General features: G+C 74.0%; 26 protein-coding genes. 16 read left to right on the forward strand and 10 right to left on the reverse strand.

From position 1 onward, the window contains the following. Window positions 1-111: 111 nt before the first annotated feature. The 6 genes from ACQP2F_RS19970 (at window position 112) to ACQP2F_RS19995 (ending at window position 4,218) form a co-directional block, all read left to right on the forward strand. On the forward strand, window positions 112-423 hold the full coding sequence (locus ACQP2F_RS19970) for a type VII secretion target (RefSeq protein WP_433306130.1): 312 nt from the start codon (window positions 112-114) through the stop codon (window positions 421-423). Beyond that, entirely contained in the window at window positions 420-1,121 is a 702-nt protein-coding gene (locus ACQP2F_RS19975) for a WXG100 family type VII secretion target (protein ID WP_433306131.1), read from the forward strand. Before ACQP2F_RS19970 ends, ACQP2F_RS19975 begins: the two co-directional genes overlap by 4 nt. A 127-nt stretch (window positions 1,122-1,248) precedes the next feature. Beyond that, window positions 1,249-1,806, forward strand: coding sequence for a hypothetical protein (locus ACQP2F_RS19980; protein WP_433306133.1), 558 nt, complete (start codon window positions 1,249-1,251; stop codon window positions 1,804-1,806). An 11-nt stretch (window positions 1,807-1,817) separates the two neighbouring features. After that, complete coding sequence (locus tag ACQP2F_RS19985) at window positions 1,818-2,279, forward strand: hypothetical protein (protein ID WP_433306135.1); 462 nt, start codon at window positions 1,818-1,820, stop codon at window positions 2,277-2,279. A gap of 80 nt (window positions 2,280-2,359) precedes the next feature. Beyond that, complete coding sequence (locus tag ACQP2F_RS19990; RefSeq protein WP_433306137.1) at window positions 2,360-3,856, forward strand: eCIS core domain-containing protein; 1,497 nt, start codon at window positions 2,360-2,362, stop codon at window positions 3,854-3,856. A gap of 17 nt (window positions 3,857-3,873) precedes the next feature. Beyond that, window positions 3,874-4,218 (forward strand): hypothetical protein, encoded by a 345-nt coding sequence (locus ACQP2F_RS19995; protein ID WP_433306139.1) that lies wholly within the window; start codon window positions 3,874-3,876, stop codon window positions 4,216-4,218. A gap of 21 nt (window positions 4,219-4,239) precedes the next feature. Here ACQP2F_RS19995 and ACQP2F_RS20000 read toward each other — a convergent pair whose 3' ends face one another. Further along, entirely contained in the window at window positions 4,240-5,559 is a 1,320-nt protein-coding gene (locus ACQP2F_RS20000; protein WP_433306141.1) for a lipase family protein, read from the reverse strand. Window positions 5,560-5,677: 118 nt separating this feature from the next. Between ACQP2F_RS20000 and ACQP2F_RS20005 the strand changes: the two genes are divergently transcribed. From ACQP2F_RS20005 to ACQP2F_RS20015, 3 genes are all read left to right on the forward strand, one after another. Continuing rightward, complete coding sequence (locus ACQP2F_RS20005; protein ID WP_433306143.1) at window positions 5,678-8,557, forward strand: BTAD domain-containing putative transcriptional regulator; 2,880 nt, start codon at window positions 5,678-5,680, stop codon at window positions 8,555-8,557. Window positions 8,558-8,677: 120 nt separating this feature from the next. Then, a complete protein-coding gene (locus tag ACQP2F_RS20010; protein WP_433306144.1) occupies window positions 8,678-9,232 on the forward strand; it encodes a DUF6653 family protein in 555 nt (184 codons plus the stop codon). After that, entirely contained in the window at window positions 9,229-10,065 is an 837-nt protein-coding gene (locus ACQP2F_RS20015) for an alpha/beta fold hydrolase (RefSeq protein WP_433306146.1), read from the forward strand. Before ACQP2F_RS20010 ends, ACQP2F_RS20015 begins: the two co-directional genes overlap by 4 nt. Window positions 10,066-10,191: 126 nt before the next feature. Here the strand turns inward: ACQP2F_RS20015 and ACQP2F_RS20020 are convergent, their stop codons facing one another. Next, window positions 10,192-11,157: an SDR family oxidoreductase gene (locus tag ACQP2F_RS20020; protein WP_433306148.1), complete on the reverse strand. Its 966-nt coding sequence runs from the start codon at window positions 11,155-11,157 to the stop codon at window positions 10,192-10,194. A gap of 171 nt (window positions 11,158-11,328) precedes the next feature. On the opposite strand from ACQP2F_RS20020, the gene ACQP2F_RS20025 reads away from it, so the two are divergent. Further along, complete coding sequence (locus ACQP2F_RS20025; protein ID WP_433307573.1) at window positions 11,329-12,153, forward strand: helix-turn-helix transcriptional regulator; 825 nt, start codon at window positions 11,329-11,331, stop codon at window positions 12,151-12,153. Here ACQP2F_RS20025 and ACQP2F_RS20030 read toward each other — a convergent pair. Both ACQP2F_RS20030 and ACQP2F_RS20035 read right to left on the reverse strand, forming a co-directional pair. Further along, window positions 12,150-13,142 (reverse strand): SCO6745 family protein, encoded by a 993-nt coding sequence (locus ACQP2F_RS20030; protein WP_433306150.1) that lies wholly within the window; start codon window positions 13,140-13,142, stop codon window positions 12,150-12,152. The genes ACQP2F_RS20025 and ACQP2F_RS20030 overlap by 4 nt on opposite strands. A gap of 32 nt (window positions 13,143-13,174) precedes the next feature. Further along, on the reverse strand, window positions 13,175-13,960 hold the full coding sequence (locus ACQP2F_RS20035; protein ID WP_433306152.1) for a LysR family transcriptional regulator: 786 nt from the start codon (window positions 13,958-13,960) through the stop codon (window positions 13,175-13,177). A gap of 106 nt (window positions 13,961-14,066) precedes the next feature. Here ACQP2F_RS20035 and ACQP2F_RS20040 point away from each other — a divergent pair, with 106 nt between their 5' ends. Both ACQP2F_RS20040 and ACQP2F_RS20045 read left to right on the forward strand, forming a co-directional pair. Next, a complete protein-coding gene (locus tag ACQP2F_RS20040; RefSeq protein WP_433306154.1) occupies window positions 14,067-14,774 on the forward strand; it encodes an SDR family oxidoreductase in 708 nt (235 codons plus the stop codon). A gap of 67 nt (window positions 14,775-14,841) precedes the next feature. Next, a complete protein-coding gene (locus tag ACQP2F_RS20045) occupies window positions 14,842-16,758 on the forward strand; it encodes a protein kinase domain-containing protein (RefSeq protein ID WP_433306156.1) in 1,917 nt (638 codons plus the stop codon). On the opposite strand, the gene ACQP2F_RS20050 is transcribed toward ACQP2F_RS20045, so the two are convergent. From ACQP2F_RS20050 to ACQP2F_RS20065, 4 genes are read right to left on the reverse strand one after another with little or no spacing between them, the layout of a single operon-like run. Beyond that, complete coding sequence (locus ACQP2F_RS20050) at window positions 16,755-17,222, reverse strand: DUF3291 domain-containing protein (RefSeq protein ID WP_433306158.1); 468 nt, start codon at window positions 17,220-17,222, stop codon at window positions 16,755-16,757. The two genes, ACQP2F_RS20045 and ACQP2F_RS20050, sit on opposite strands and share 4 nt — an antisense overlap. A 32-nt stretch (window positions 17,223-17,254) precedes the next feature. Next, window positions 17,255-17,911: a helix-turn-helix transcriptional regulator gene (locus ACQP2F_RS20055; RefSeq protein ID WP_433306160.1), complete on the reverse strand. Its 657-nt coding sequence runs from the start codon at window positions 17,909-17,911 to the stop codon at window positions 17,255-17,257. A gap of 47 nt (window positions 17,912-17,958) precedes the next feature. Continuing rightward, the gene (locus ACQP2F_RS20060) at window positions 17,959-18,414 is read right to left on the reverse strand and encodes an NUDIX hydrolase (RefSeq protein WP_433306162.1); all 456 of its coding nucleotides are present in this window, start codon (window positions 18,412-18,414) and stop codon (window positions 17,959-17,961) included. Then, window positions 18,411-18,896, reverse strand: a complete 486-nt coding sequence (locus ACQP2F_RS20065) for a DUF6197 family protein (RefSeq protein WP_433306163.1) — start codon at window positions 18,894-18,896, stop codon at window positions 18,411-18,413. The genes ACQP2F_RS20060 and ACQP2F_RS20065 overlap by 4 nt, the downstream gene beginning before the upstream one ends. A 106-nt stretch (window positions 18,897-19,002) precedes the next feature. Between ACQP2F_RS20065 and ACQP2F_RS20070 the strand changes: the two genes are divergently transcribed. Continuing rightward, the gene (locus tag ACQP2F_RS20070; protein ID WP_433306165.1) at window positions 19,003-19,977 is read left to right on the forward strand and encodes an alkaline phosphatase family protein; all 975 of its coding nucleotides are present in this window, start codon (window positions 19,003-19,005) and stop codon (window positions 19,975-19,977) included. Between the two features lie 8 nt (window positions 19,978-19,985). Here the strand turns inward: ACQP2F_RS20070 and ACQP2F_RS20075 are convergent, their stop codons facing one another. Beyond that, window positions 19,986-20,672 carry a response regulator transcription factor gene (locus tag ACQP2F_RS20075; RefSeq protein WP_433306167.1) on the reverse strand — a complete coding sequence of 229 codons (687 nt, stop codon included), beginning with the start codon at window positions 20,670-20,672 and terminating at the stop codon, window positions 19,986-19,988. Window positions 20,673-20,754: 82 nt separating this feature from the next. Between ACQP2F_RS20075 and ACQP2F_RS20080 the strand changes: the two genes are divergently transcribed. From ACQP2F_RS20080 to ACQP2F_RS20090, 3 genes are all read left to right on the forward strand, one after another. Continuing rightward, window positions 20,755-22,116, forward strand: coding sequence for a HAMP domain-containing sensor histidine kinase (locus tag ACQP2F_RS20080; RefSeq protein ID WP_433306168.1), 1,362 nt, complete (start codon window positions 20,755-20,757; stop codon window positions 22,114-22,116). Window positions 22,117-22,226: 110 nt separating this feature from the next. Continuing rightward, window positions 22,227-23,675, forward strand: a complete 1,449-nt coding sequence (locus ACQP2F_RS20085; protein WP_433306170.1) for a S1C family serine protease — start codon at window positions 22,227-22,229, stop codon at window positions 23,673-23,675. A 63-nt stretch (window positions 23,676-23,738) separates the two neighbouring features. Then, window positions 23,739-24,386 carry a hypothetical protein gene (locus ACQP2F_RS20090; protein WP_433306172.1) on the forward strand — a complete coding sequence of 216 codons (648 nt, stop codon included), beginning with the start codon at window positions 23,739-23,741 and terminating at the stop codon, window positions 24,384-24,386. A gap of 78 nt (window positions 24,387-24,464) precedes the next feature. Here ACQP2F_RS20090 and ACQP2F_RS20095 read toward each other — a convergent pair whose 3' ends face one another. After that, window positions 24,465-26,897 carry an FtsX-like permease family protein gene (locus ACQP2F_RS20095; protein WP_433306174.1) on the reverse strand — a complete coding sequence of 811 codons (2,433 nt, stop codon included), beginning with the start codon at window positions 26,895-26,897 and terminating at the stop codon, window positions 24,465-24,467. Window positions 26,898-26,975: the final 78 nt, after the last annotated feature.

Genomic DNA, 26,975 nt, shown 5'->3' on the forward strand with positions numbered 1-26,975 from the left:
ACGGTAGCGCGTCTTCCGGCGGCCCGGCGTCCCCCCGGAGAGCAGCGGAAACAACCCGCAACGGGGTCGGGCGTACCCCATCGGATCGACGTTTGTTGTTAGGCTGCCGCCGTGGCGGAGGGGTTCAAGGTCGTGAGCGAGCAGCTGCGCTCGCACGCGGCGCGGGTAGAGCAGCTGAGCGGCGAGTTCGGCGCGGTCAAGGCGGCGAGCGGCTTCATCACGGGCGACGCCGCGGCGTACGGGCTGCTCTGTGGGTGGATCTCGGACATTCTCGAGGGCCGGCACCGCAGGCAGGACGAGCTGGTGGCGTACGCGGAGGAGAACCTGACGCTGCTCGCCGACGCGCTGCGCAAGACCGCCGAGGAGTACGACCAGATCGACAAGAGCATCGCCGACACCCTGCGCGCGGCGGGTGCGCTGTGAGCGACGGCTCGCTGATCGCCGACGAGGTCTCCACCCGGCGGCCGTGGACCGGATCGTCGATCGCCGACAACATCCAGGGCCTGCACGACGCGATCGAGAGCGGCAGCTGGGTCGACCAGGCGCTGGCCGGCGGGAACCTGGCGCTGGACGTGGTCTCGTCGGCGCTCGACCCGTTCAGCGCGCTGCTGGCCAACGGGCTCGGCTGGGCGATGGAGTACTTCGACCCGCTGCGGGAGATGCTCGACCAGCTCGCCGGCATGCCCGACCGGGTCCGTCAGCACGCGGCGACCTGGGGAAACATGGCCGACGCGCTGCAGAACATCGCCACCGACCTGCAGGGCGCGGTGTCGCGCGACGTCCCGGACTGGCTGGGGACGACCGCGGACGCGTACATCGGGATGGCGGCCGGCAACATCGACGGGATCAGCGGCCTGGCGGCCGCGGCGGCGGCGATGGCGGCGGCCACCGAGGCGGCCGGCAACCTGGTGGACTTCACCCGCCAGCTGGTACGCGACCTGATCGCCGATCTGGTGGCGCGGGTGATCGTGTGGGCGGCCGAGGCCATCTTCGTGGTCACCATCCCGGTCGTGGCCGAGCAGATCGTGGTCGCCGTCGTGAAGTGGGCGGGCCGCATCCTGACCTACACGACGGCCCTGGTCATCAGCCTCACCAACCTGACCAAGCTGCTGAACGGCTGACGGCGCGATGGCGAAACCACACCCGCACGGCGGCTCTCCCTCGTCGCACCCGGAAGGCGAAGGTGGCTCGGCGCCGCATCATCACGGTGGCGGCTCCTCGGTCCGGCCCGCCGGGAGCGTCAACGACGTGCACGAGATGTCCTCGGAGGCGCTGCAGGCGTCCCGGCCCGGGGGCAACGGCTATCGGCCGGCGCTGCCCGCCGGGCGTACCCCCAAGGCATTGACCCCCGGCCGGACGACCAAGACCCTCGCCCAGATCCGCGCCGCGCGCAGCGGACCCTCGCGGGGCGCGATCGGCGAGGAGTACGCGCGGGAGCTGTACGGCGCGGGCCCCGAGCGCCACTTCCCGGTGACCCCCAACAACGACCCCGACTTCCCGGTCACCACGCCCGGCGGCCGCAAGGTCGACGCCCCGGTCGACGAGCCGAACGGCAACGTGACCGCGATCGAGGTCAAGCACTACAAGGACTGGAAGACGGTCACCCTGCCGGACGGCTCGAGCCAGGCCCAGCCGGCCACCGTGCCGCTCAACAGCCACCTGCGCGAGGAGATCGCCAAGGACGTGGCGAAGCGGGCCGAGGATCCCTCGTACGACCCGCGCTGGGTGTTCCTCCAGGCCGGTCCGGGGCCGGAGCTCCGGCAGCAGCTGAAGGATGCGAACATCATCTTCGTCGAGTACGGGTAGGAGGGTTCGTCGTGACCGATCCCGATCTGATGGACCGCGCGCGGGAGACCCTGCGGACCTGGAGCGAGGACCACCGCAACAACTACGACTCGGTCATCGAGGTGATCGGCGCACCGTTCGGCGACGCCGAGCGCGACCCGACGACGGCGATCCCGTACCTGCAGCGCTACATCGACGAGATGCCGTTCGACGAGTTCGAGAGCTCCGACTGGATCACCCTGCAGAACGACATCGTCTCGTTCCTGGCCCGCGAGGAGGCCGTCCGGCGCAACGCCACCTGGCAGGTGCGCGAGGCGCCGAACGCCCCGCGCGGCTACCGGTACGTGCTGATCGCCGCGGACGCGTCGGACACCTTGCACTTCGTCGACCCGTACGAGGTGGTGGCCCTCGAGTTCCAGCAGGAGGCGATCGACGTGGTCCGCATGATCGCCACCGTGGAGGCGACGCTGGAGTCCCCGGCCAACGTCTTCTGACCGACAGCCGGCCACCGCGGGCGATGCTAAGGTCGGTGACCTGCTCAGTCCGGCTGAGCTGATCGCGGCGGGAGCCGGCGATGATCCGACATCACACAGCCAGGGCGACCGAGCCCTCGAGGACGGTCTTCGGCAACGGCCGTCCGTCGACGGCCGCCTGGCGGCGAGCGTTGGTGGCCGGCGCCGTATCGGAGGCGCTGCGCTCGCCGGGTGCGCCGCTGGACGCGGAGACCCGCGCCGTCATGGAGCCGCGCTTCGGCCACGACCTCAGCGGCGTACGCGTGCACACCGACCGCTTCGCCTCGGCACTGAGCCACTCGCTGGGCGCCCGCGCCCTCACCATCGGGGCGGACATGTTCTTCGGCGCCGGCGACTTCGCCCCGCGCAGCTCACCGGGCCGGTCCCTGCTCGCTCACGAGCTCACGCACGTCGTGCAGCAGCGTGCCGCCGGCAGCGAGGGCGCACCGGCCGTCGGCGAGCCCGGCGACCGCTCGGAGCGGGAGGCCGAGCGGGTGGAACAGGGCCGGACGCGACCGGAGCCCGGCGAGTCGCCGCACGCCCCGGACGGCGCGCTCATCCAACGGCGTCTGGTGGCCTTCGGCCGGCTGCCCGACGTCAACGCGTTGCTCGGCTTGCTTGGCCCCCGCGCCGGCCTCACGCTCCGCCTGAACGTCGCCGACAACCAGGTGCGGATCGATGCCGTGTCGCCGGCCGCGCCGCCCTCGCCGGCCCTGCGCGCCCAGCTCACGACGATCATCAACCACGCCACCCAGCACGCCGAAGTGATCATCGGCCGCGATCAGCCGGAGGTCATGGTGGGGGCGTTCCCGCAACCCAGCGACCTGACGGTCACCAAGGTTCAGCAGATCGACATCGACGACATCCTCCAGATCGAGGCGGGCGCGCCCGGCAACGGCGTGGGCAAGGCGATGCACGAGATCCAGGAGAACTTCACCGCCCACGCCGCCGTCCCGGCCGCCGGGACGGATCTGTTCCATGCCGCGCACGAGACGGCCATCGCGGCGGAGAGCGCCGTCACGGCGCAGCTGGTGGGCCCGGGCCGGCGCGTCGCCGAGGTGACGGTCCCGACCGGCCCCGGCCAGGAGCGGCATATCCAGGACTTCGAGAACTACTACCTGGTCTATCGGACCAGCACCGGACCGGCGGCCACGCAGGGCGTCTCGGTCACCAGCTCGGCCCGCCGGCCCAAGGTGACGATCTCCAGTCGGACGATCGACAGTTTCGCGACCGGGTCTCTCGGGGCGCCGCTGGCCGGTGCGGCCGTTCCGCCGGCGGGGGCGGCAGTCGTCGCGGCGGCCGTCGCCGACGTCACCGCCGATCCCACCGCGACGGTCCGGGTCGACGGCTTCGCCGACGACAACGAGTTCCTCGGCCCGATCACCTCGGCGCAGAGAGCCGAGCGGGTGCGGACATCGCTGGTCGCCGCCGGTGTGGAGCGGGGCCGGATCCATGCCGAGGGACACGGCGGAACGGCCTTCGTGGTGGCCAACGACTCGGCCGCGCATCGCGCGCTCAACCGGCGCGTCGTCATCACGGTCACGCGTCCCGGACCGTGAACCGAGCGGACGACACGATGAGCGAACCCGCGGAACCCCGCCCTCCGGCGACGCTGACGGTCGATGCCGAGTTGGTCGACCCCGGCGATCCGGCTCCTCGTCCAGGGGACATGTTCATCGTCTCGCTGATGCTCTACCGGGTCCTGGCCGTCCGGAGCGGGGCCTACTCCGATCCCTTCATCCTCGTCGGTCACCGGACACCGGATCTCGGCTCGCCGGAGTTCCGGCGGGGAGTCCGGCATCGCCTGCGGCTCACGGCCGAGTTCCCGCCCCATGCCACCGTCGTCAACCGATTCGAGTCGCAGGCCGGCCGGAGCAGCGTCTGGTATTGCACCAGCCATCACATGATGGAGCCGGGCTAGGGTCTGTGTCCGGCGCGGACCCTAGGGCTGGATCGGCAGGATCGCGCACGTCGAGATGGCCGGCACCCCGGCCAGCCGGTACGCCAGCCAGTCAACCGCCGCCCCCTGGTCGCTCAGCAGCGGCCCGACATGGTTGCCCAGCGGGTCCCCGACGTCGGGCAGCATGATCGGCGCGTAGACCACCCTTCCGCCCTGGCGGCACCAGTCCACCGCCAGCGTGCGGGCCTGCTGGTGCGGCACCAGGTCGTCGCTGACCCCGGTCGCCACCCGGACGACCCCGGCCGGCTTGCGGGTGCCGATCCGCTGGCCGCCGAGGTAGTCGCGCAGCGCCGGCTCGGAGGCGATGATGTCGGTCAGCGACTTGCCGTTGGTGGTCCACCTGGTGCTGCGCTTCCAGGCGTAGCCGAGCAGCGCGTCGCCGACACACATGGTGGACAGGTCGGTGAGTGCGGCGCGGCCGGCGTCGTTGAGGTACTTGTCGACCAGCGGCCGCAGCTCGGGATCGGACTGCACGAAACCGCTGATCGACCAGGCCAGCGCGCCGACCAGCTCGGTGCCGTCGATCGCCTTCGTGACCTCGGCCAGGTCGGCCGGTGGGGCGCCGGCATAGGTGGCTTTCAAGAGCACATCCGGCGCGTACGTCGATTGCAGCTCCGCCGCCGAGGCAACCGCGCCGCCGCCCTGGCTGTATCCGTAGAGGCCGACCGGGGACCGGCTGGTGATCGACGTGTGCGGCAGGGCCCTGGCCGCCCGGGCCGCGTCGAGGACGGCGTGACCCTCGTCGACCCGGTTGACGTAGGTGTGCAGCCGGTCGGTCGTGCCCAGCCCGACGTAGTCGGTCTGCACCACGGCGATGCCCTTGGCCAGCAGGCGGTAGATGGCCAGGATCTCGTACCCGATGGAGATCGTGGTCTGCCCCTGGCCGGCGCCGGCGACCAGGCCGCGCTGCAGGGCCAGCGACGTCGTGCACTGGTCGCCCTGACCCATCGTGCCGGGGGCGACGACGACCAGCGGGCGGGGGCCGGGGCCGCGCCAGGAGGCGGCCGGTTCCAGGTAGGAACCGGTCACCGCGACGGGGCCGCCGTTCTCGTCGGTGGACTTGTACATGATCCGGGTCGCCTCGCCGGGCAGCCGGGAGTCGATGCCGGGCAGGGACAGCGCGAGGGGGAGCGGCTCGGTGCGAACCAGGTCGCCGTTGTCCGCGGGCAGTGTCGCCGGCGGCGTGTAGAAGGCGGGGATCTCGACGCCGCGGGAGGAGACGGCCGCGGCCGGCGAGGCGGTGACGGTGACGGTGAAGGTGACGGCTAGCAAGACGGCGGGGATGCGGGCTCTTACCAACATGTCCGGCCTCCGTGGTTAAGCCTGGGTTACCGGAAAGTAACCAGGCGAACCGAGACATTCCAGAGCGCCGGATTCTCACTCCTTGACAGGGCCACCACCTCGGGAAAGCCTCAGAGCAATGAGGATCTGCCTGCTGGGTCCCGTGGAAGCGCACGACGGCGACCGGGCGGTCCGGCTCACCGGCGCGAAGCAGCACGCCCTGCTCGCCCTGATGGCGCTGAACGCGGGCCGGATCGTGCCGGCCGACCGGTTGATCGACGCCCTGTGGGACGAGGACGGTCCCCGCGATCTCGCGAACGCCCTGCAGCACCAGGTCTCCCGGCTGCGCGCGGCCCTCGGCGGCGACGTCGTCACCCGGCGCCGAGCCGGCTACCTGCTCGACGTGCCGCCGGACGCGGTGGACGCGATCCGGTTCGAGCGGCTCGTCGCGGCGGGACGGCCCGACGCCGCGCTCGGGCTGTGGCGCGGGCCGCCGCTGGACGGCCTGCCCGGCTATGCCTGGGTGCAGGCCGAGCAGGCCCGGCTGGAGCGCCTGCGACTGGACGCGATCGAGGACCACATCGACGCCGGTCTCGCGCTCGGCCGGCATCACGAGCTCGTCGGCGAGCTGCAGACCCTGGTCGGCGAGCATCCGCTGCGCGAACGGCTGTGGGGCCGGCTGATGCTGGCCCAGTACCGCTGCGGACGGCAGGCCGACGCCCTCGAGTCCTTCTTGGCCGTACGCCGCGTGCTTGCCGACGAGCACGGCCTCGAACCCGGCGCCGAGCTGCGGGAGCTGCAGTCGGCGATCCTCGCCCAGTCGCCGTCGCTGACCGCCGGCGTCGAACCGGCCGGCAATCTCCCGGCCCCGCTGTCGACCTTCATCGGCCGGCACGACGAGGTCGTGACCCTGCGCGGGCGCGTGCGCGACACCCGGCTACTGACGCTGACCGGGCCGCCCGGCGTCGGCAAGACCCGGCTCGCGATCGAGGTGGCCGCCGGCTTCCCGGACGGCGCCTGGCTGGTGGAGCTGGCCCCGCTGACCGATCCCGGCGCGGTGGCCGGCGCAGTGGCGTCGGCGCTCGGCATCCGCGTCGACCTGGTCACCCACCTGCGGGAACGGCGCGCTCTGCTGGTGCTCGACAACTGCGAGCACCTGCTCCCCGAGGTCGCCGTGCTGGCCGGCCGGCTGCTGGCCGCCTGCCCGCGCCTGCACGTGCTGGCCACCAGCCGCGAGCCGCTCGGCATCGGCGGCGAGACGTCGTGGCCGGTGCGCCCGCTCGCCGGCGCCGAGGCGGTGCGGCTCTTCGAGGACCGGGCTGCCCAGGTGCGGCCGTCGTTCGCCGTGACACCCGGGAGCGGCCCGGCGGTCGCCGAGCTGTGCCGGCGCCTGGACGGGCTCCCGCTGGCGATAGAGCTGGCGGCCGCGCGCGTACGGGCGTTCCCCGTCGCCCACATCGCCGCCGAGCTCGCCGACCGGTTCCGCTTCCTCGTCGACCGCGGTCACGCGGCGCCGCCACACCGGCAGACCCTGCGCGCCACCCTGGACTGGAGCTACGACCTGCTCGGCCCCGGCGAACGGGTCGCGTTCCCGCTGCTGTCGGTCTTCGCCGGCGGCTTCGGACTGGACGCGGCCGCGGCCGTCGGCCGGGTCGCCGGCATCGGCAGCGGCGAGATGGCCGAGCTGGTGGCCGGGCTGGTCGACAAGTCGCTGCTCACGGCCGAGCCGGACCTCGACGGCCGCCCCCGGTTCGGCCTGCTGGAGACGCTGCGCGAGTACGGCCGCGAGCGTCTCGCCGATCCCGGTCCCGCGCGGGCCGCGCACCGTGACTTCTACCTGGCCTTCGCCGAGGAGGCCGAGTCGGGCCTGCGCCGCGGCGGCTACCGTTCCTGGCACCGCCGCGTCGCCGCCGATTACGACAACCTCCGCGTGGCAGCCGCCGCCGACGCCCTCGCGGCGCTCCGGATAGGCGCCGCCCTGTGGCTCTTCTGGGGCGCGGCCGACCGCCACGCCGAGGGAAGCGCCTGGCTGGAGGGCGCACTGAGCGGTGCCGATGCGGTGCCGGCCCCGCCGGGCGCCGTGGTCGCGGTGCCGGCCGTGGTTCGGGCGGCCGCGTACACGACGTTGAGCTATCTCGCCGGTCAGGGCGGGGACGTGGAGCGGGCGGTGCGGGCCGGGGAGCGGGCGGTGGCGCTGGCGGCCGAGGCCGGCGACGACTGGGAGGGCGCGCGGGCCAAGCAGACGCTCGCTCTCGTGCTGGGGGCGGCGGGCGAGGCCGAGCGGGCGGCGACGCTGCTGGCCGAGGCCCGCGCCGTCATGGTGGCTACCGGGGACGACTTCTGGGTGGCGGCGTCCGAGCTGATCGATGCGATGGACGCGGTGCGGTCCGGGATGGCTGACGCGGTCGGGCACAAGGGCCGGTCGATCCTCGGCCGGGCGCGCCGGGCCGGGTACGAGCCGTTCGAGTGCTGGGCCCGGCTCCTGCTGGCCGCGGCCGCCGAGCGCCAGGGTGACGTCGCGGCGGCGGCCGGGGAGCTGGCGGCCGCGCTCGATGTGGCCGGGCGGATCGGGTTGCCGCATTACCTGGCGTTCGTGCGCACCGAGCTGGGCCGGCTGGCGATGGGGGAGGGCGACCTGACCCGGGCGCGGGCGCTGCAGGAGGAAGCGGTGGCCGCGGCCGAGGCCGGCGACAGTCCGTGGCACGCGGCGCTGGCCCGCTGCAGCCTGGCCGAGACGCTCCGGCGGGCCGGCGAGGCCGAGGCGGCCCTCGCGCTGTTCCGCACGGTCCGGGCCTGGGCCGAGAGCACCGAGGCGCGCCACACCCGGGCGACATTCTTCACCGTTCTCGGCGGCAGTCCGCACGCCCGCTGCCTGCTCGGCCTCGGCCTGCTCGCCGCCGGCCCATCGGAGGCGGAACCGCTGCTGTTCGCGGCGCTCGAGCGAGCCGAGCATGAACACGACCATCCGGCCGCGGCCGACGCCCTCACGACCCTGACCGGCCTCGTCCGCGACCGCTGAGGGGCACCGCCCGCGCCGCTCTGCCCGCGTTGCCTCCGCCGCATGGCATCGTGGCCGCGCTGCCGTGGCGTGGCAGCGGCGCGGCAGGCTCGTGGCAGGGCGGGACGCCACGCTCGGCGCATGTCAACTACCTCTGCCGGGGCGGCCACCGCCACCCGGGACACGAAGATCGCCGAGCTGTTCGGGCTGGACGGCGACAACTGGATGCGCCACGCCAACCCGGTCAGCGTCGGAACCCGCTTCGCCGTGCTGCCGCTGCTCGCGGTCTCCCTTGCGAGCCGCGACTGGATCGGCTGGTGGTCGCTGATCCCGATCACGCTGTCCGTCGTCTTCATGATGGTCAACCCGCTGCTGTTCCCGCCGCCCCGCTCGACCCGCAACTGGGCCTCCAAGGCCGTCTTCGGCGAGCGCATCTGGGCCGACCGCAACACGGTTCCGCTGCCGCCGCAGTACACGGCGCGAGTGCCGGAGGTCACGTACGCCTTCCAGCTCGCGGGGATGGTGCTCCTCGCGTACGGGCTGATCGTGCTTGGTCTTCCGGGGTTGCTCTACGCCACCGCCGGCATCGCCGTCGTGCAGTGCGCGAAGGCCTGGTTCCTCGACCGCATGGTGCTGCTCTTCGAAGACCTCAAGACCACCCGTCCCGAGTACGCCGCATGGGAGACGCCGCGATGAACTATCTGCTCGTGCACGGCGCGTGGCACTGCGCCGCCCACTGGAACCGGGTCGCCGCCCGGCTCACCGCCCAGGGCCACCGCGTGTGCGCCCTCGACCTGCCCGGCAGCGGGCTGAACGCGACCTATCCGGAATCGTTCCTGCGCAACGACTTCGCGGCCCTCGCCGGTGAGCCGTCACCGGTCGCCGGGATCCACCTCTGCGACTACCGCGACGCCGTGGTCGCGCAGGTGCGCGCGCTGGCTCCGCACGGGCCGGTGACGGTGGTCGGGCACAGCTTCGGCGGCCTGGCCATCACGCTCGCCGGCGAGGCCGTGCCCGGCCTGATCCGGCGGCTGGTCTACGTCAGCGCTTACGTGCCGGTCCGGTTCGCGACCGGCGCCGACTACGGCGGCCTGCCCGAGGCGGCGTCGGGCGTGTCCGGGGCCGTGCTGATCGGCGACCCGATGACCACCGGCGCGATGCGCATCAACCCGCGCGACGGCGACCCGGCGTACGTCGAGAAGGGGCGGCTGGCGTTCTACAACGATCTGCCGACCGTGGAGTACCTGCGGTTCGCGGCCTACCTCAACCCGGATCTGCCGCTCGCGGTCGCCTTCGACGACGCCCGCGGGACGGTGGAGCGGTGGGGGTCGATCCCGCGCACGTTCGTCCGCCTGACCGAGGACCGCACGATCCCGCCGGCGCTGCAGGACCGGATGATCGCCGAGGCGGACGCGGTCACGCCCGGCAACGCGTTCGAGGTGTTCTCGCTGCCGTCGAGCCACTCGCCGTTCGCGTCGATGCCGGGGCGGTTGGCCGATGTGCTGGCCGGGAGCGTGGTTCCCGCGTAGGGCCCGGCCGCGCTGGTGCTCGACCGCGCCGTTGCTCGACCGCGCCGTTGCTCGACCGCGCCGTTGCCCGGCCGCGCCGCTACTCCACCCCACCCGTGACTGGGTGGGGTGGACCATACGGCCGGGCTACGACAATTTCGGGGCGCTGTCCACAGGGGCCGGGAACGTGACGCCGGTGAGCTTCTCGGAGACCTGCCACATGCGGCGGGCCTCGTCCGCCGAACGCAGGCGCGAGTAGAGCGTCTGCTCGGCCGGCGCGCCGGCGAGGTGGCCGGGGCCGGACGGGCCGTAGAAGCGACCCCCGGCGTCCGGAGCGGTGGCGGCGAGCAACGCCGGCAACGCCGCCGATTCGGGGGTGCCGAGGAGGATGCCGCGGCGGGACAGGGCGCGGATCACGCGTACGCCCATGGTGTCCTTGGTCCTTCCCAGCTCGGGCCGGGCCGCCAGCAGGTTCGTCGGCGCGACGCCGGGGTGGGCGAGGTTGCTGGTGATGCCCCAGTTCGCGGCGCGGCTGCGGCGGTCGAGCTCGAGCCCGAACAGGCCGAAGGCGATCTTCGACTGGCTGTACGCGCGGCCGCCGCGGTAGGACCGCTCCCAGTTCAGGTCGTCCCAGTTGATGGCGTTCTGGTTGGCGGCCACGCTGATCTGCGAGGTCACCCGGGCATTGCCGGCGCGCAGCAGCGGCAGCACCTGAGCGACCAGCGCGAAGTGCCCGAGGTGGTTGCTGCCGAACTGCAGCTCGAAACCGTCGGCGGTGGTCTGCCGGTCGGGCGGGGTCATCACGCCGGCGTTGTTGATCAGCAGGTGGATCGGCCGCCCCTCGCCGCGCAGCGTGGCGCCGAGGGCGGCGACCGACTCCAGCGAGGACAGGTCGAGGTCGCGCAGGGAGAGCGCGGCCCGGGGATGCTGCTGCCGGATCCGCTCGATCGCGGCCTCGCCCTTGCGGCGGTTGCGGACGGGCAGGACGACCTCGGCGCCGGCCGCGGCGAGCCGGGTCGCCAGATGCAGGCCGACGCCGTCGCTGGCGCCGGTCACCACCGCGAGCGTGCCGGCCAAGCCGGGAAGGGTGAAGTCCGGTCGGGTGCGTGCCATGTCGCTGCTCCTCGAGGTGACTGCGGAGAGTGGTGAATGCGGGCTCTGCAACGAAGGTCGCACCCGGTCGCGCGGCTATCCACGGCCTGCCGATCCCACGCTGCGGCCGGCCGAAGGGGGGATCGGCAATCCGAGGCTGCGATCCGCCGCCGGTGGTACAAACGGACGATGATCGACCGAGCCGGGCTCGCCGAGTTCCTGCGCCGCCGCCGCGAGGCCCTCCAGCCGGAGGACGTCGGCCTGCCGCGCGGGCCGCGACGCCGCACCTCCGGCCTGCGGCGCGAAGAGGTCGCCACGCTCTGCCACATCTCCACCGACTACTACAGCCGGCTCGAACGGGAACGCGGCCCGCACCCGTCCGAGCAGATGATCGCCTCCATCGCCCAGGGCCTGCACCTGTCGCGGGACGAGCGTGACCACCTGTTCCGCCTGGCCGGCCACCACCCGCCGACCCGGGGCGCGAGCGGCGAGCACATCAGCCCGGGGGTGCTGCGCATCCTCGACCGCCTGAGCGACACCCCGGCCGAGGTCGTCACCGAGCTCGGCGAGACCCTGCGCCAGACCGCGCTCGGCGTCGCGCTCACCGGCGATCTCACCCGGTACACGGGCCCGGCACGCAGCATCGGCTACCGGTGGTTCACCGATCCGGCGGTCCGGGAGCGCTACCACCCCGACGACCACGCGATGCACTCGCGCGTCTTCGCCTCCGGCCTGCGCCAGACGGTCGCGGTGCGCGGCCCGAAGTCGTGGGCGGCGCACCTTCAGCAGTTGCTGATGGCCCGCAGCGAGGAGTTCCGCGCCGTCTGGGACGAGCACGAGGTCGGGGTGCGGTACAGCCACGTCAAGCGGTTCATCCACCCCGAGGTGGGGCTGCTCGAGCTGACCTGTCAGTCGCTGCTCGACCCCGACCAGTCGCACATGCTTCTGGTCTACACGGCCGCGCCCGGCAGCGAGAGCTACGAGAAGTTGCGTCTGCTCGCCGTCATCGCGAGCTAGGCCCGGGCCGGGCGGCGCAGCGGGATCGGGTTGTCGTCGGGCAGGGTGGTCCACGCGCGCTCGGCGAGCGGGGCGAGCAGCGCGGCGCAGCGTTCGGTCCCGGCGGCGCCGAGACGTTCCCACGGACCGGCGGCCAGGCGATCGGTGAGGGCTTCGACCTGCTCGTACGCCGCGCGGCCCGCGTCGGTGGCGCGGCCGTCCGCGGTCAGCCAGCCGCGTCGCTCCAGCCGGTCGGCGGCGGCCTGCCACTCGTCGTCGGTCCAGCCACGCGCCGGCTGGGTCACCTCGCGCAGGCCGCCGCCGTCGACGGCCGCTCGCCAGACCAGGGACTCGCAGCCGTCGACGCCGGCCGTGAGCAGGGCGGCCACGTGACCGTCGCCGCGGTGCTCGCGCAGGAGGGTGGCGGCGTGCCACAGGCGGGCGACGGGCTCGTTCGGCCAGGGCAGATCGGCGTAGGCGGCGGCGAGCACCCGGCCGGGCGTGTCGATCAGGCGGGCGGCGGCGCCGAGGGCTTCGGCGGCCTCGGCGATCGGGAGGCCGGCTGGGGAGATGGGGGCGTCGGCTGGGGAGATGGGGGCGTCGGCTGGGGAGATGGGGGCGTCGGCTCGGGAGAGGGGAGCGTCGGCCGGGGAGGTGAGGACGTCGGCTCGGGACGAGGGAGGGGCGGCCTCAGGCGACTGCGGCTCCCGGAGCAGGGCCGAAAGGGCGGCGACGGCGCCGGCTTCGCGGGCCGCCGACGCGGCGGCCGGCGAGATGCGCGACCACACGGAGGGGAACGCGCGGGACACCATGGCCGGCGCGAAACCGAAGAACGCCGCGGTCACCGGCCCGGGACCGACCGGGCCCAGCGGCGCCGCCCGGCCGGCGAAATAGCGGCGCCAGTAGCCGGTCAGGCCGGCCGCCTCGAAGGCCGCGGCGGACTGCGGCGTGAAGTACGTGACGGCGTGCAGCGGCTCGAACAGCGACCACAGGCGGCGCGGCGTAGTCATGCCGGTAGCCAAACCGGGGGCGGCCCCCGCGGTCAAGCTCCGGCGGCCAGCTCCGTGAACTCGTCCACCAGCGCGTCGCGACGGCCCGGCCGCCAGGCCAGCGCGACCTGGTTGTCGGGGATGTCGTCGATGCGTACGTGCGCCAGGTCTTGCCGTGTGTAGAACTGCGCGGTGGACAGCGGCAGGATCGCCACGCCCCGGCCGGCGGCGACGTGCTCGAGCTTCTCCTCGACCGCGGCGTAGCGGATCGGGGACGCCGAGCCGCGCCACTCGGGTACCGCGGCCGGGTCCTGCAGCAGGTGCTCGCCGGCGAGATCGGCGATGCCGGTGGACTCCTTGCCGGCCAGGCGGTGCTCGCGCGGCACGACCACGACGCGCGGCTCGGTGAACAGCGGGCGTACGGTCAGGCCCCGCTCGTCGACCGGCAGGCGCAGGTAGCCGACGTCGGCGCGGCCGTCGTGCAGCACCTCGGTCTGGTCGGCCCAGGTGGTGCGCAGGACGTCGACGGTCAGGCCGGGATGGGCCGCGGCCAGCCGGCGGACCGCGTCGGTGACGATCAGGCCGGGCATGAAGGCGACCACGAAGCGGCCGGCCTGCACGACCCGGCGGCGGAGCGCGTCGGCCGACCGGAGCAGCGGCACCGCGTCGGCGAGCAGGCGGCAGCCGGCCTCGGTGAGCTCGGTGCGGCGCCGGTCGCGTACCAGAAGGGTGGTGTGCAGCTCCTGCTCGAGGGCCCGGATCTGGCGCGACAGCACCGGCTGGGCGATGTGCAGCTCGGCCGCCGCCCGGCCGAAGTGCAGGTGCCGGGCGACGGCCACGAAGTAGCGCAGCTTGCGCAGGTCGACGTCGTTGATGCCCTCAGGGTATTACAGGCGGCGAAAGAGGTCTTGGACGGCGGGCCCCCGGCGGCCGCAGCGTTGAGGCATGACTTCTGACGCTTTCGACAAGCAGCGCGTGGTGGTACTGGGCGGGAGCTCCGGCATCGGGTACGCGACGGCCCGTGCCGCCAGGGACCGGGGCGCCTCGGTCGTGGTGGTCTCCCGCTCGCCCCGGCAGGCCGCGGACCGGCTCGGCGTGACCGGCATCGCCGCCGACCTGGCCGACCCCGATGCGGTGACCCGGGTGCTCGACGGGCTCGGCCCGGTCGATCATCTCGTCTACACCGCCGGGGACGCGCTTTCCCTCATGCCGCTCGCCGGCTTCGATCTCGGCCGGGCGCACGGCTTCTTCGAGCTGCGCTACTTCGGCGCGCTGGCGGCGGTGCGCGCGGTCCTGCCGCACCTGCGGTCCGGGGGTTCGATAACCCTGACCACGGGTACGGCGGGGGACCGTCCCACCCCGGGCTGGTCGGTCGCGGCCAGCATCTGCGGCGCCGTCGAGTCGCTGACCAGGGCGCTCGCGGTGGAGCTGGCGCCGATCCGGGTCAACGCGGTGAAACCCGGCGTCACCCGGTCGCCGATGTGGGGTGCGGGGGAGGCGGTCGAGCAGCTGTACGCGGAGACCGCGAAAGTGGTGCCGCTCGGCCGGCCCGGCGAGGTGACCGACGTGGCCGAGGCCGTCCTCTACCTGATGGGACAGTCCTATACGACCGGCACGATCCTGCCCGTCGACGGCGGCGCTCTGCTGGCATAGGGGTTCGGGCTGGCATAGGGGTTCGGGGCTGGCATAGGAGTCGAGCGGCCGGGGTACATCGCCGGGCATGACTGCCGGCCCGGTCCACGTGCACGATCGGTACCGGCTGGGCCGGGCCATCGGCGCGGGCGGGATGGGCCGGGTCTGGCAGGCCCGGGACGAGATCCTCGACCGGGACGTGGCGCTCAAGGAGATCCTGCTGCCGGACGAGCTGGTCGACGCCGACCTCTCGCTGCGCCGGCACATGCTGCGCGAGGCCCGGGCCGCGGCCCGGCTGTCGCATCCGAATGTCGCCCAGATCTACGACGCGTTCGAGGCCGACGGGCGGGCGTGGATCGTCATGGAGTACGTCCCCTCCCGGTCGCTCCAGGAGGTGCTGGACTCCGGCGGCCCGCTGCCGCCGGCCCGGGCGGCGGAGATCGGCCTGGCGGTCCTGGCCGCGCTGACCACGGCGCATGCGGCGGGGGTACGTCACCGGGACGTCAAGCCCGCGAACGTCCTGCTCGCCGACGACGGCCGGGTGGTGCTCACCGACTTCGGGGTGGCGTCGGTCGAGGGCGAGAGCGTGAACACCAGCTCCGGCCTGGTGATCGGCTCACCGCGGTACATGGCCCCGGAGCGGGTGCGCGACGGCGAGAGCACGCCGGCGGGCGACCTGTGGTCGCTGGGCGCGACCCTCTACGCGGCGGTGGAGGGGCATGCGCCGTACATGCGGGACTCGGTGATGGAGACGATCACCGCGATCGCCAGCGAGGAGCCGGCGCCGACGACGCGGGCCGGAGCGTTGCGGCCGGTGCTGGACGGGCTGCTGCGGAAGTCGCCGGGCGAGCGCATCGACGCCGCGGAGACCGCGCGGCTGCTGCGCGTGGCGGCCGACTCGGCGGACACCGCGGTCGTGCCGCCCGCGTCGCGACCGTCCGCGCAGCCCGCCACGCCGGGGAGAGAGACCACGCCGCGGCGAGAGACGCCGTCGCCCGCCGCGTCACCGCCGGCGCGAGAGACGCCGCCGCCCGCCGCGTCACCGCCGCCGCGAGAGACGCCGTCGCCCGCCGCGTCACCGCCGGCGCGAGAGACGCCGCCGCCCGCCGCATCACCGCCGGCGCGAGAGACGCCGCCGCCTGCCGCGCCGACGTCGGAGAACAAGCCGCCCGCCGCGTCGCCGGGGGAAACCAAGCCGGCTGCCCCGCCGCCGACCGAGAGCAAGCCGCCGGCCGTGCCGCCGCACCACATCGGACCGGGGCCTCGCTCCCGCCGATCCCGTGTGATCCTCGCCGTCGTGGTGGCGTTGCTGCTCCTGGCCGGCGGGGGCATCGCCTGGATGAGCCTCCGGCACGATGCCGGCGATACCGTCGCGGACCCGCCGGGAGCGTCCGCCCCGGCGTTGCCGTCCGGCGACGCGGCCTCGTCCGCTCCCGCTTCGTCCCCGGCCGGGGCGTCCGAAACCGGCGGCGCGTCCGGGTCCGGCTCCGCGTCCGCGTCCCCGTCGAGGGCGCCGGTCACCGAGTCGACCGCGGCCTCGGGCGGCGGCAACCCGCGGCCGCCGCTGCCGGCCGGGTGGAGGGACTATCGGGATCCGACCGGGTTCTCGGTCTACGTGCCGGTGGGCTGGCGGCAGTCCAAGGAGAAGGGCATCGTCTACTTCCGGGGCGACGGCCGGGTTCTCGGCATCGACCAGACCGACACCCCGCAGTGGAACCCGGTCGCCGACTGGCGGGGGAAGGCCGACTACCGGGTGGCGCGCGGCGACTTCCCGGGGTACCACGAGATCCACATCCAGCCGGTGAACTACTTCCTCAAGGCGGCCGACTGGGAGTACACGTTCGACCGTTCCGGCGTACGGCAGCATGTCAACAACCGCGGCCTGATCACGTCGCGGCACCAGGCGTACGGGATCTATTGGCAGACCACCGATGCCGCATGGAGCGCCGCCCAGCCCGACCTGCGCCTGGTCTTCGCGAGTTTCCGCCCGAGGCCGGAAGGTTAGGGCCGCAGTGGCGTGAGCTCCGGGGCCGGGAACATCTCGCGGAACGTGAACGCGTCGGGCGCCGGGCCGTTGGCCTGCAGGCGGCCCAGCCGCGAGATGCCCTGCCGCAGGGTCGGGATGGTGCCGGCCGGGACCCACCACAGGACCAGCGCCGCCTGGTGACCGTGCGGATGGAACCAGTCCCGGCGGCGGCGCAGGTACTCGAGATGTTGCGACTGATACGCGTACGCCCGCAAATGCTCCGGGGTCTCCCAGACCGACAGCGTGAAGATGCGGCTGGGGTCGGACGGCGCCGCGATGATGCCGTCGCCGCTCTCCTCGGGCAGCCGCCAGACGAAGCCGGGCGAGCGGTCGGCGAGGTCGTTCATCAGCGCGATGCCCTCGGCGAAGTCGCGCATCGAGGGGTCTTCCAGCGGGGCCCGGAGGCGGGCCGTGTTCATCTGGGCCAGGTGGAAGGCGGTCATGGTGCCTAGCTCACCAGCTGCCGATTCTATTGTCAATTGCTTTTTGTTTTAGAGACGGTCACGCAGCAGCGACCCGGGGCGGCGTCCATCCGCGCGGTCCACTCGCCGTCCAGGCCCGCGCCCGCCAGCAGGCCGTTGATCATCGCCAGGTTCATCCCGCAGATGACCGGCGGGAACTGCTCGGCCAGCCGGTGGAACGGGCAGTTGCGCAGCTCGATCCGTTCCGGGCCGTCCGCCACCGGCGCGTACCCCGGCCCGGCCAGCAGCTCGGTGATGTCGCCCGCGACCGCCGTCCGGGTTCCGTGCCGGCGGGCCACCCGGTAGAGCGCCTCCTCGGCGCCCGCCTGCTCCAGCGCCTCGGCCAGCAGCTCGGCGGCGGTGCGGTAGGCGCGCGGCGGCACGCTGACCGCGTGCTCGGCGGTGGCGCGGTGGTACAGCTTGGCGGGCCGGCCGGCGCCGGGGCCGGTCTTTCCCGACCTTCGCGCGTACGAGACCTCGAGCAGCCCCGCCGCCACCAGCTTGTCGAGGTGGAACGCGGCCAGCGTGCGGCCGACGCCGAGCGCCTCGGCCACCTCGTCCCGGCCGGCCGGCGCGCTCCCGCCGGCGACGACCTCGTACGCCCGCCGCCGCACCGGGTCGGCGAGGCTGGCCAGGGCGTCGAGGTCGTGCAGATCGTCCGGAGTCGTCACCCGGCAAGCGTATTACCAATGGCGCTTGTCGCTAGAACGGGCCAGGGTCAATGCCGGATCAGGCCCGCCACGGCGACGGACGGCACGTGACCGGTGGCCGGGCGGATGCGGGCCAGCGCCAAGCCGACCTCGACCAGCGACGACCGGCGCAGCCCGCCGACCGCCGCCAGGGGCACCCACGAGGGCTCGGCCGTGTCGCCGTTCGGCTCCGCCCGCAGCTCGCCGCCGGTGACCCGGACCGCGTAGAAGACGCCGACGTTGTGGTGCTCGGCGCCCATCACCGCCTCGGCCGCCGGTATCACCCGCGAGTCGACGCCGAGCAGGCGCTCGACCTCGGCGTGGTAGCCGGTCTCCTCGGCCACCTCGCGGACCACGGTGTCGAAGGGGTCCTCGGCGTGCTCGACCCGGCCGCCGGGCAGGGTCCACGTCGTGCCGGCATGGTGCGCGAGAAGCACCCGTTCCCCGGCGATACAGACGGCGTACGCGGCCAGCCGGAAACTCACCCGGCGTCCAGCAGCGCCCGGTCCTCGACGGGCAGCGGCCGGACGTGACGCGCGGCGATGCGCTCCGCCGACCGGTCCACCAGCCGCAGCACCTCGGCCCCGGTCCGGCAGTCGTGATCGTTCCAGGTGGTCAGGTCGCGGACCCGGGCGGCGCGCACGAGCGGCGCCGTCATCGGCCCGACCGGGTCGGAGTCACCGGAGACGTCGAAGAGCGTGTGCCAGAGGGCGTCGATGGCCGGGTACGCGTACTCCGCGCGCGGGCTCAGCAGCCAGGCCCCGTGCACGACGGCCCCGACCAGGCAGGCGCCGACGACCTGGGACCGGTCCCTTCGTACCGGAAGAAATCGCAGGCGGCGGGCGGCGGGGGTCTCCACCGCGTACCAGGTGCGCTGCACCCAGCCCCGGGTCAGCACCCCGCGCGTGGCGCTGAGCACGGCCAGGGCGTCCTGATGGCGGCGCGGCATCGTTACGGTCTCCGGCACGGCAACCTCCCGATCGCCTTCGATTGTTACGCCGATACGTTGCGCCTGTCGAACGGTGGTGCGCTTTTACCGTTTTCTCAGGATTTCCGGGCTAGCATCCGCGGGCATGAGCTCTCTGCTGCGCCGCCTGGTCTCTCCTCTGCGCCGCCGTGTGGTGATGGGCGCGGCGCTCATGATCGCGGCGACCACGGTCGTGGCCTGCACGCAGGGTCAGCCGGCCTCGCGGGCCTCGGCCGGCGTCAGCGTCTCGCCGCCCGCGCCCGACCCCGGGCGCAAGGTGCTGGTCATCGCGGAGGAGAACCATGGCTATCAACAGATCATCGGCAGCTCGCACGCGCCCTATCTGAACCGGGTCGCCGCGGTCTTCGGCACCGCCGCCCACTTCGACGCCGGCTATCCGGCGCACTGCCCGTCGCTGGCCGCGTACATCCTGATGACCAGCGGCAGCACCGCCGGCATCTGCGACGACAACGACCCGAAGAAGCACCCGCTGACCGGGGACAACATCTTCCGCCAGGTCGCCGCCTCCGGGCGTCAGTGGCGCGACTACGCCGAGGCGGCGCCGGGCAACTGCGTGCTGACCGGGCACGGCCGTTACCTGGTGCGGCACGTGCCGGCCACCTACTACCGCGACGAGCGGGCCGACTGCCGGCGCTGGACGGTCCCGCTCGGCGGCCTGCGCGCGGGGGCCCTGCACGACGACGTCGCGGCCGGGACGCTGCCCGCCTTCGCCTTCGTCAGCCCGGACGCCTGCGACGACATGCACGGCGCCCGCGGCTGCCCGGCCGACCTGATCGCGACCGGCGACCGCTGGCTGGCCGCCTGGCTGCCCCAGATCATGGCCGGTCCCGACTACCGCTCCGGCCGGCTGACGATCGTCGTCACCTGGGACGAGGGCACGTCGACCAGCAACCACATCCCGACGCTGGTGGTCGCGCCCGTCGTCCGGCACGTCGCCGCTCCGGCGCCGCTGAGCCACTGCTCGACGCTGCGCTTCGCCGAGGAGCAGCTCGGCCTGCCGTTGCTGGGCTGCGCCGCGGCCGCGTCCTCGCTGGGTGCCGCCTTCGGCATCCGCAGCTGAGCAGCGGGTCAGCTGCCGTCGGCCACGATGCGGTAGCCGGCGCCGCGGACGGTCTCGATCGACTGACGGTCGAACGGGTGGTCGATCTTCTTGCGCAGGTAGCCGATGTAGACCTCGACGATGTTCGGATCGCCGGAGAAGTGGGCGTCCCAGACGTTCTCGAGGATGGCCCGCTTGGTCACCGCCTGGCCTTCGTGGCGCATCAGGAACTCCAGCATGGCGAACTCGCGCGGGGTCACCGCCACCGGCTCCGCGCCCCGCCACACCCGCCGCTGCGCCGGGTCGAGCCGCAGGTCGCCGGCCGTGAGCACGACCGGCCGCTCGGGGGCGCCGCGCCGGATCAGCGCGCGCAGCCGGGCGATCAGCACCACGAACGAGAACGGCTTGGTGAGGTAGTCGTCGGCGCCCAGGTCGAACGCGTCGGCCTGGTCGTACTCGCCGTCCTTGGCGGTCAGCATCAGGATCGGCGTCCACACCTTGCGCGAGCGCAGGGTACGGCACACCTCGTACCCGCTGAGGCCGGGCAGCATGATGTCCAGGACAATCACGTCGTACGCGCCGTGCGGTGTCTCGGTCGCCTGCCACAGCCCGTCGACCCCGTCGTGCACGACGTCCACCACGAAGCCGGCCTCGCCCAGGCCGTCCCGGATCGTCTCGGCCAGGTTGACCTCGTCCTCCACCACCAGCACACGCATGCCTCCAGCGTGACGCCTGACCACCTGAAAATGTGCTGAAGACACCCGCCCGGCGCGGGTCCGGACCGCTACCGTGGCGCCCATGTTCTCGCTGCGACGGCGCCTCGGCGTACGGCTGCGGTCCGCCCTCGCCGCCGCCGTGGTGGTCGCGATCGCCTCGCTGCTGGCCGGCGTGGCGCTGTTCGTGATCGCCCGGATCATCCTGCTGGACAACGTCACCGCCGTCGCCAACGACAAGGCCGCCCAGGTCGCGGCGGCCGTCACCGGCGGCTCGGACCTGGCCGGCCTGCTGCGCCCGTCGGCCCGGGAGCGCACGGTGGTGCAGGTGATCGACGCCTCCGGGCGGGTCGTCGCGGCCTCCGACGCCCTCGCCGGGCAGGGACCGATCTCCGGCCTGCGCCCGCGGCCGGGCCAGAAGGCCACCGGACGCTGGGAGGGTGCGGGCGAGCCGTTCCGGGTGGTGGCCGTGGGCGCCGGCGACCGCATCGTGCTCGTCGCCGTCTCCGAGGACAGTGTCGACGACGGCACCGAGGCGGTGCTCGGCGCCATCCTGCTCGGGCTGCCGCTGCTCGCGCTGGTGGTCGGCATCGCCACGTTCTGGTTCGTCGGGCGCACCCTGCGGCCGGTCGAGGCGATGCGCAAGCAGGCCGCCTCGATCACCTCCCGCAACCTGCACGAGCGGCTTCCGGTGCCGCCCACCGACGACGAGATCGCGGCGCTGGCCTCGACCATGAACACGATGCTCGACCGGATCGAGGCGTCCGCGGCGGCCCAGCGCCGGTTCGTCGGCGACGCCAGCCACGAGCTGCGCAGCCCGCTGGCCACCGTGCAGGCGAACGCGGACCTGCTGGAGGGCGCCGATCTGCCCGCTTCCGCGAGCCGCTCGGTCGGCCGTATCCGCACCGAGAGCGCGCGGATGGCCCGCCTGGTCGACGATCTGCTCCTGCTGGCCCGGATGGACGACAACCCCTTGCGCGTACGCCGGCAGGACGTCGACCTGGACGACCTGGCCTACACCGAACGGGAACGCCTGGCCGAGCTGCACCCGGGGCTGACCGTGCGCGGAACCGTCGAGCCGGTGCGGGTCTCGGGCGACGCCGACGCGCTGCTGCGGGTGGTGCGCAACCTGGTCGACAACGCGGCCCGGCACGCCGCCTCGGAGGTGTCGATCACCGTGGGCGGCCGGGAGGCGTACGCGGAGATCGTGATCGCCAACGACGGCCCGCCGATCCGCTCCGCCGACCGTGAACGGATCTTCGACCGGTTCGTGCGCCTCGACGACAGCCGGTCGCGCACCGGCGGCGGCACCGGCCTCGGCCTCTCCATCGCCCGCGACATCGTCGTCGCACACGGCGGCACCCTCACCGTCGACGATCGCGACGAGGGCGCCGCGATGCGGATCCGGCTGCCGCGGCCCGCCGTGTTCAGCTCGGCTCCCCGATAGCGCGCCGCCGATCTAGCGGCGTAAATACAGCAGGCCCACAGCCCTTACCAAGAAAGCGGCGGTAGACCGGAGTCGTCAACGCGATTCGGCGGCTCGGGAGGCGACCTCCGGTGACCATTCCTGAACAGTTCACCTACGCACCCCAGCCGGGCGGGTGGCCCCCGCCCGAGCAGTGGCAGCAACACCCCTATCAGCAGTCCGGCCCGTCGGTCCCGCCGGCGCGCAAGCGGCACGGCGGGCGGATCGCGGCGGCGGTGGGCGGTGGCGTCGCGGCGCTCGTGCTCGCCGGGGCCGGCGGGTTCGCCGCGGGCTGGTCGCTGCACCCGGATGCGACGTCCACATCGAACAGCGGGTACTCCTCGCCTTACCTACCTCTGAATCCGGATAATTCCGGCGGCGGGAGCGGAAGCAGCGACGGCGGGCTGGGCTCTGGCAGCGGCTCGGACGGCGGGCTCGGCTCCGGCAGCGGCTCGGACGGCGGGCTCGGCTCCGGCAGCGGCTCGGACGGCGGGCTGGGCTCCGGCAGCGGCTCGGACGGCGGGCTCGGCTCGGACGGCGGGCTCGGCTCCGGCAACGGCTCAGGGTCCGCGGACAATTCGGGCGCCGCGGCCGGCCCCAGCGCCGCCCAGATCGCGGCGGTCGCGGCCAAGGTCGACCCGGCTCTGGTCGACATCGTCTCGGTGCTCGGCGCGCAGAACGCGGAGGCCGCCGGCACCGGCATCGTGATCGCCTCGAACGGCATCGTGCTCACCAACAACCACGTCGTCGCCGGCGCCACCAGCATCACGGTGACCGACATCGGGAATCACCAGTACTACCGGGCGGCGGTGCTCGGCTACGACCGCACCGGCGACCTCGCCGTGCTGAAGCTCTCCGGCGCTTCGGGCCTGGCCACCGCGACACTCGCGAGCACGCCGGCGACGGCCGGGCAGCAGGTGGTCGCGATCGGCAACGCCGGCGGCACCGGCGGCACGCCCAGCGCCGTGGGCGGCGTGGTCACCGCGCTCGGGCAGTCGATCACGGCATCCGACGAGTCGACGGGCGCGTCCGAGAAGCTCACCGGGCTCATCGAGGTCAACGCCGACATCCAGGCCGGCGACTCCGGCGGCCCGCTGCTGACCACCTCCGGGCAGGTGCTCGGGGTCGACACCGCGGCCTCGGCCGGCTTCCGCTACCAGGCCTCCGGCGGGGACGGGTACGCGATTCCGATCGGCACCGCGACGGCGATCGCCGACCAGATCCGGGCCGGCAAGGCGTCCGGCGTGGTCCACATCGGCGAGACCGCCTACCTCGGCATCGAGACCAGCGGCAGCGGCTACGCGAACCAGTCCGGCCCGGCCGTGCTCGGCGTGGTCCAGGGCTCGCCGGCGGAGTCGGCCGGCCTCACCCGGGGCGACGTGATCCAGTCCGTGGCCGGCACCACGGTCGGCGACGCCACCGCGCTGACGAACCTGCTCGACCGCTACCACCCGGGCGACAAGGTCAAGGTGAAGTGGACCGACGTTTCCGGGCAGTCGCACACCGCCACGGTGAAGCTGGCCACCGGCCCGGTGGGCTGACCAGCGGCGGCCCGCCGTATCGCGTTCAGTGAATTCTTAGCGTCACGGCGCCAGAGTGGCCCGATGCTCGTCTCTTTCGTCTGCGTGGTGGGCGTCCTCGCCGCCGTGCGATCGTGGCGCGCCCGGCACCTCCGCCCGGTGGCCTGCGTCGGCGCGATGGTCGTCCTCGCCTACGGGCTGGCCGCCGCCCTGACGCTGAGCAGTCCCCACCCGCGACCGTTCCCCTACGGCGTGACCGTGGCCTTCGCGGTGGCGTTCGGCGTCCTGCTGTTCCTCGACCGGCGTCTCGGCCTGTGCCTGGCGGCGGCCGCGGCCCTGGCCGGGGTGACCCGCCCCGGTGACGTCGCCGCCGCCGTGGGAGTCGCCGCCCTGGCCGCTTTCGGCGTCTTCGTCAGCGACCGCGGCGCCAGCACGGTCGGCTCGGCCGGGTCGCCCGGGAGCGGCGCCGACTCGGGCGGCAAGGGCGGCGGCGCTGGCACGGGCCGCGCGGGCGGGAGCCGCGGCGGCGCAATCGGCTCGGGCGGCGCCGGCGGGAGCGACAGCGGTGCGGGGGAGAGCGCCGGCGGGAGCGACAGCGGTGCGGGGGAGAGCGCCGGCGGGAGCGACAGCGGCGCGGGGGAGAGCGCCGGCGTCGGCCGCCTTCGCGGCGCTGTACCGCGAAGCCGGCCGCCGAAAGACCGCCGCACACCCGCTGAGCAGCGGCATCCATAGACACGGACCGAGCGCTCCACCGCGCCGCGGGTGAGGCTCCGGAGAAGCCTCGCCCGCGTCCCCCGTGCGGCGGAGGGCTCAGTCCAGCGGGGACCGGGCGATGCCGGGCGGCTCCCGGCCCGCGAGCAGCCACGCCGCCACGGCGGCCAGCAGCGGCAACCCGACGATCAGGCCGGTCAGGTGCTCGACCGGCACGTCGGCGAGGGCGTGCAGGTTCCGGTGGTACCACGCGATCATCGCGGCGTACGCACCGGCCGTCCCCAGCACCGCGCCGAGTGCCGCCAGGGCCAGCGCGGTCGCGGCGGTCAGCCGGCGCCGGGTGCCGCGGCCGGCCCCGTTGGCGGCCAGCGTGCGCAGGTCGCGGGCGCTTTCCCCGCGGATCAGGCCGACCGTCATGGCCAGCACCCCGAGCGCCACGACCGTGCCGACCCCCGCGGCCCCGGTGCGCACCCGGCTGAGATCGGCGGCCAACGGCCGGGTCTCGACCGACAAAGCCAGTCCGGCCGTACGCGCGATGCCCTCGGCCTGGTCGACCTGAGCCGGCGTGAGCGGGCGCGTGGAGGTGACCAGCCAGCCCACCGGCGTCGTGGTGAGCCCCAGAGTCTGCATCCCGTGCGCGGTGAGCAGGGTGGTCGGGTCGGAGGTGAAGCGCGGCAACTGCCCCGACTGCTGGACCCGGGGCTGCCACGCCTCGGCCTTGCGGCCCGCGCCCACCAGCCGGTAGCCGGCGAAGTCGCTGCGCGAGCTGAGCAGATCGGCGGTCGGGTCGATCGAGGAGGCGGATATCCCGTACCGCCGAAGGATCTCCGGCGTCGCCACCAGGAGCGGAACCATCTCGTCGCCGTGATATTCGACGCGGCCGCCGCTGACGCGGTGCGGGATGCCGAGGTTGGCCGCCGGCTTGCCGCTGCCGCCCTGGTCGTCGGAGATGTCGGGCGCGCCCGGGCTGAGCGCGCCCAGCATCGGCAGCGACGTTCCGCCGGGCAGCGCCGCGGTGATCGAGGAGATCGCCGACCGCACACGGGCCAGCTGGACGTTGTCGAGCTTCGGCACCGGGCCCATGGTCTTCCCCGGGGTGAGCCAGACGATCAGCTCGTCGTCGGGCAGGTTGCCGCCGGACGGCGACGCCTGGACCGACGCGCCCGCGCCGATGATGACGGCGGCCGCGATGCCGACGGCCATGCTGATCGCGGCGAGTGCGGCGCCGGAGCGGGCCCGGAAGCGGGCCAGATCGCGCAGGGCGACGCGGGCCGCGACCGGGCACGCCCGCGCGATCGGGGCGAGGGTGGCGATCAGCAGGGGAGCGAGCAGCAGCACCCCGGCCGCGGTCGCGACGATCCCACCGATGTCGACCAGCGGGCGGTCCGGGTCCTGGAAGCCGAGCGTGACCAGCCCGCCGGCCAGCAGCACCACGCCGGCCAGGGCGAACCGGTGCGCGGGCCGGGGCTGCGGCGGCCGGGACGAGAGGGCGACCACCACCGGGACCCGGGCGGCGGCGCGGGCCGGCCACCAGGCGGCGCCGACCGCGGTGACCACGGCCAGCACGAGCGCGAGCAGCAGCGGCAGCCAGGGCAGGTCGAACCGGTCGATGCGGTGCTGCACGGTCGTCTCGAGGCGGGGGGCGACCAGGAACCAGGCGGCCAGGCCGAGCGCGCCGCCGGCCAGCGCGGCCACGATGCCCACCAGCGCGCCGTCGGCCAGCACGACCAGGCGCAGGTGGCGGTGGCGGGCGCCGACGGCGGCGAGCATGCCCAGCGAGCGCAGCCGGCGCTGGGCCAGCACGGTGAACCCAGCGGTGGCGAGCAGGCCGACGAACAGCAGGCCGATGGTGGCGAGGATCAGCACCACGTACGCAGGATCGGTGCCGTCGCCGCTGCCCCGCACCTGGATGTCGGCGTTCGCCGGCCGGCTCGCCGCGGCGAACTGCGCCGGCGTGGCCGCGACCAGCACGTTCACCCGTTGCGGCGAGCCGAGCTGCCCGGGCGCCACCAAGGCGAAAGCGTCCAGGAGGTTGTACGGGTTCTCCACCGTCCCGACGACCGACCAGCTCTCCCGGCCCACGCGCAGCGTCGAGCCCACCGTCACCTGGAAGAGGCGGGCGGCGCGGGCGGTCACCGCGATCTCGCCGGCTCCGGCCGGGTAGCGGCCGGAGTCCAGCCGCAGCATCGGGCCGCCCAGCGCACCGGACGGCGCCTGGTCGCGCAGGTCGATGCCGTCGGCGGTGCCGGGCGCCGGGAGCGACCGGTGGGCGATGACCTCGGTCCGCGGGTAGGCCGTGCGGGCGGCCTCGACCTCGCTCGCCATCTTCGGATCGGTGCCGCGGAACACGAGCACGTAGTCAGCATCGCCGAACTGGGCCGCGCCGGACGGGACGGCGGCGCCGGCCGCGCCCAGCCCGAAGACGGTAGCGCCCACGGCCACCGTGAGCAGCGCCAGCACCAGCGCCTGGCGCCGCCACTCGCGCTTGAAGAGCCGCCACGACCAGCGGGTCACCGCGATCCGGGCCGGCATGCCGCCGGTGCCGCCCCTGCTCTTCGGCCGGCCCGTGCTGTCCGGCCGGCCCGTGCTGTCCGGCCGGCCCGTGCTGTC

This window comes from Actinoplanes sp. CA-030573, from assembly GCF_050951115.1.
In the GTDB taxonomy this organism is placed as follows: Bacteria; Actinomycetota; Actinomycetes; order Mycobacteriales; family Micromonosporaceae; genus Actinoplanes.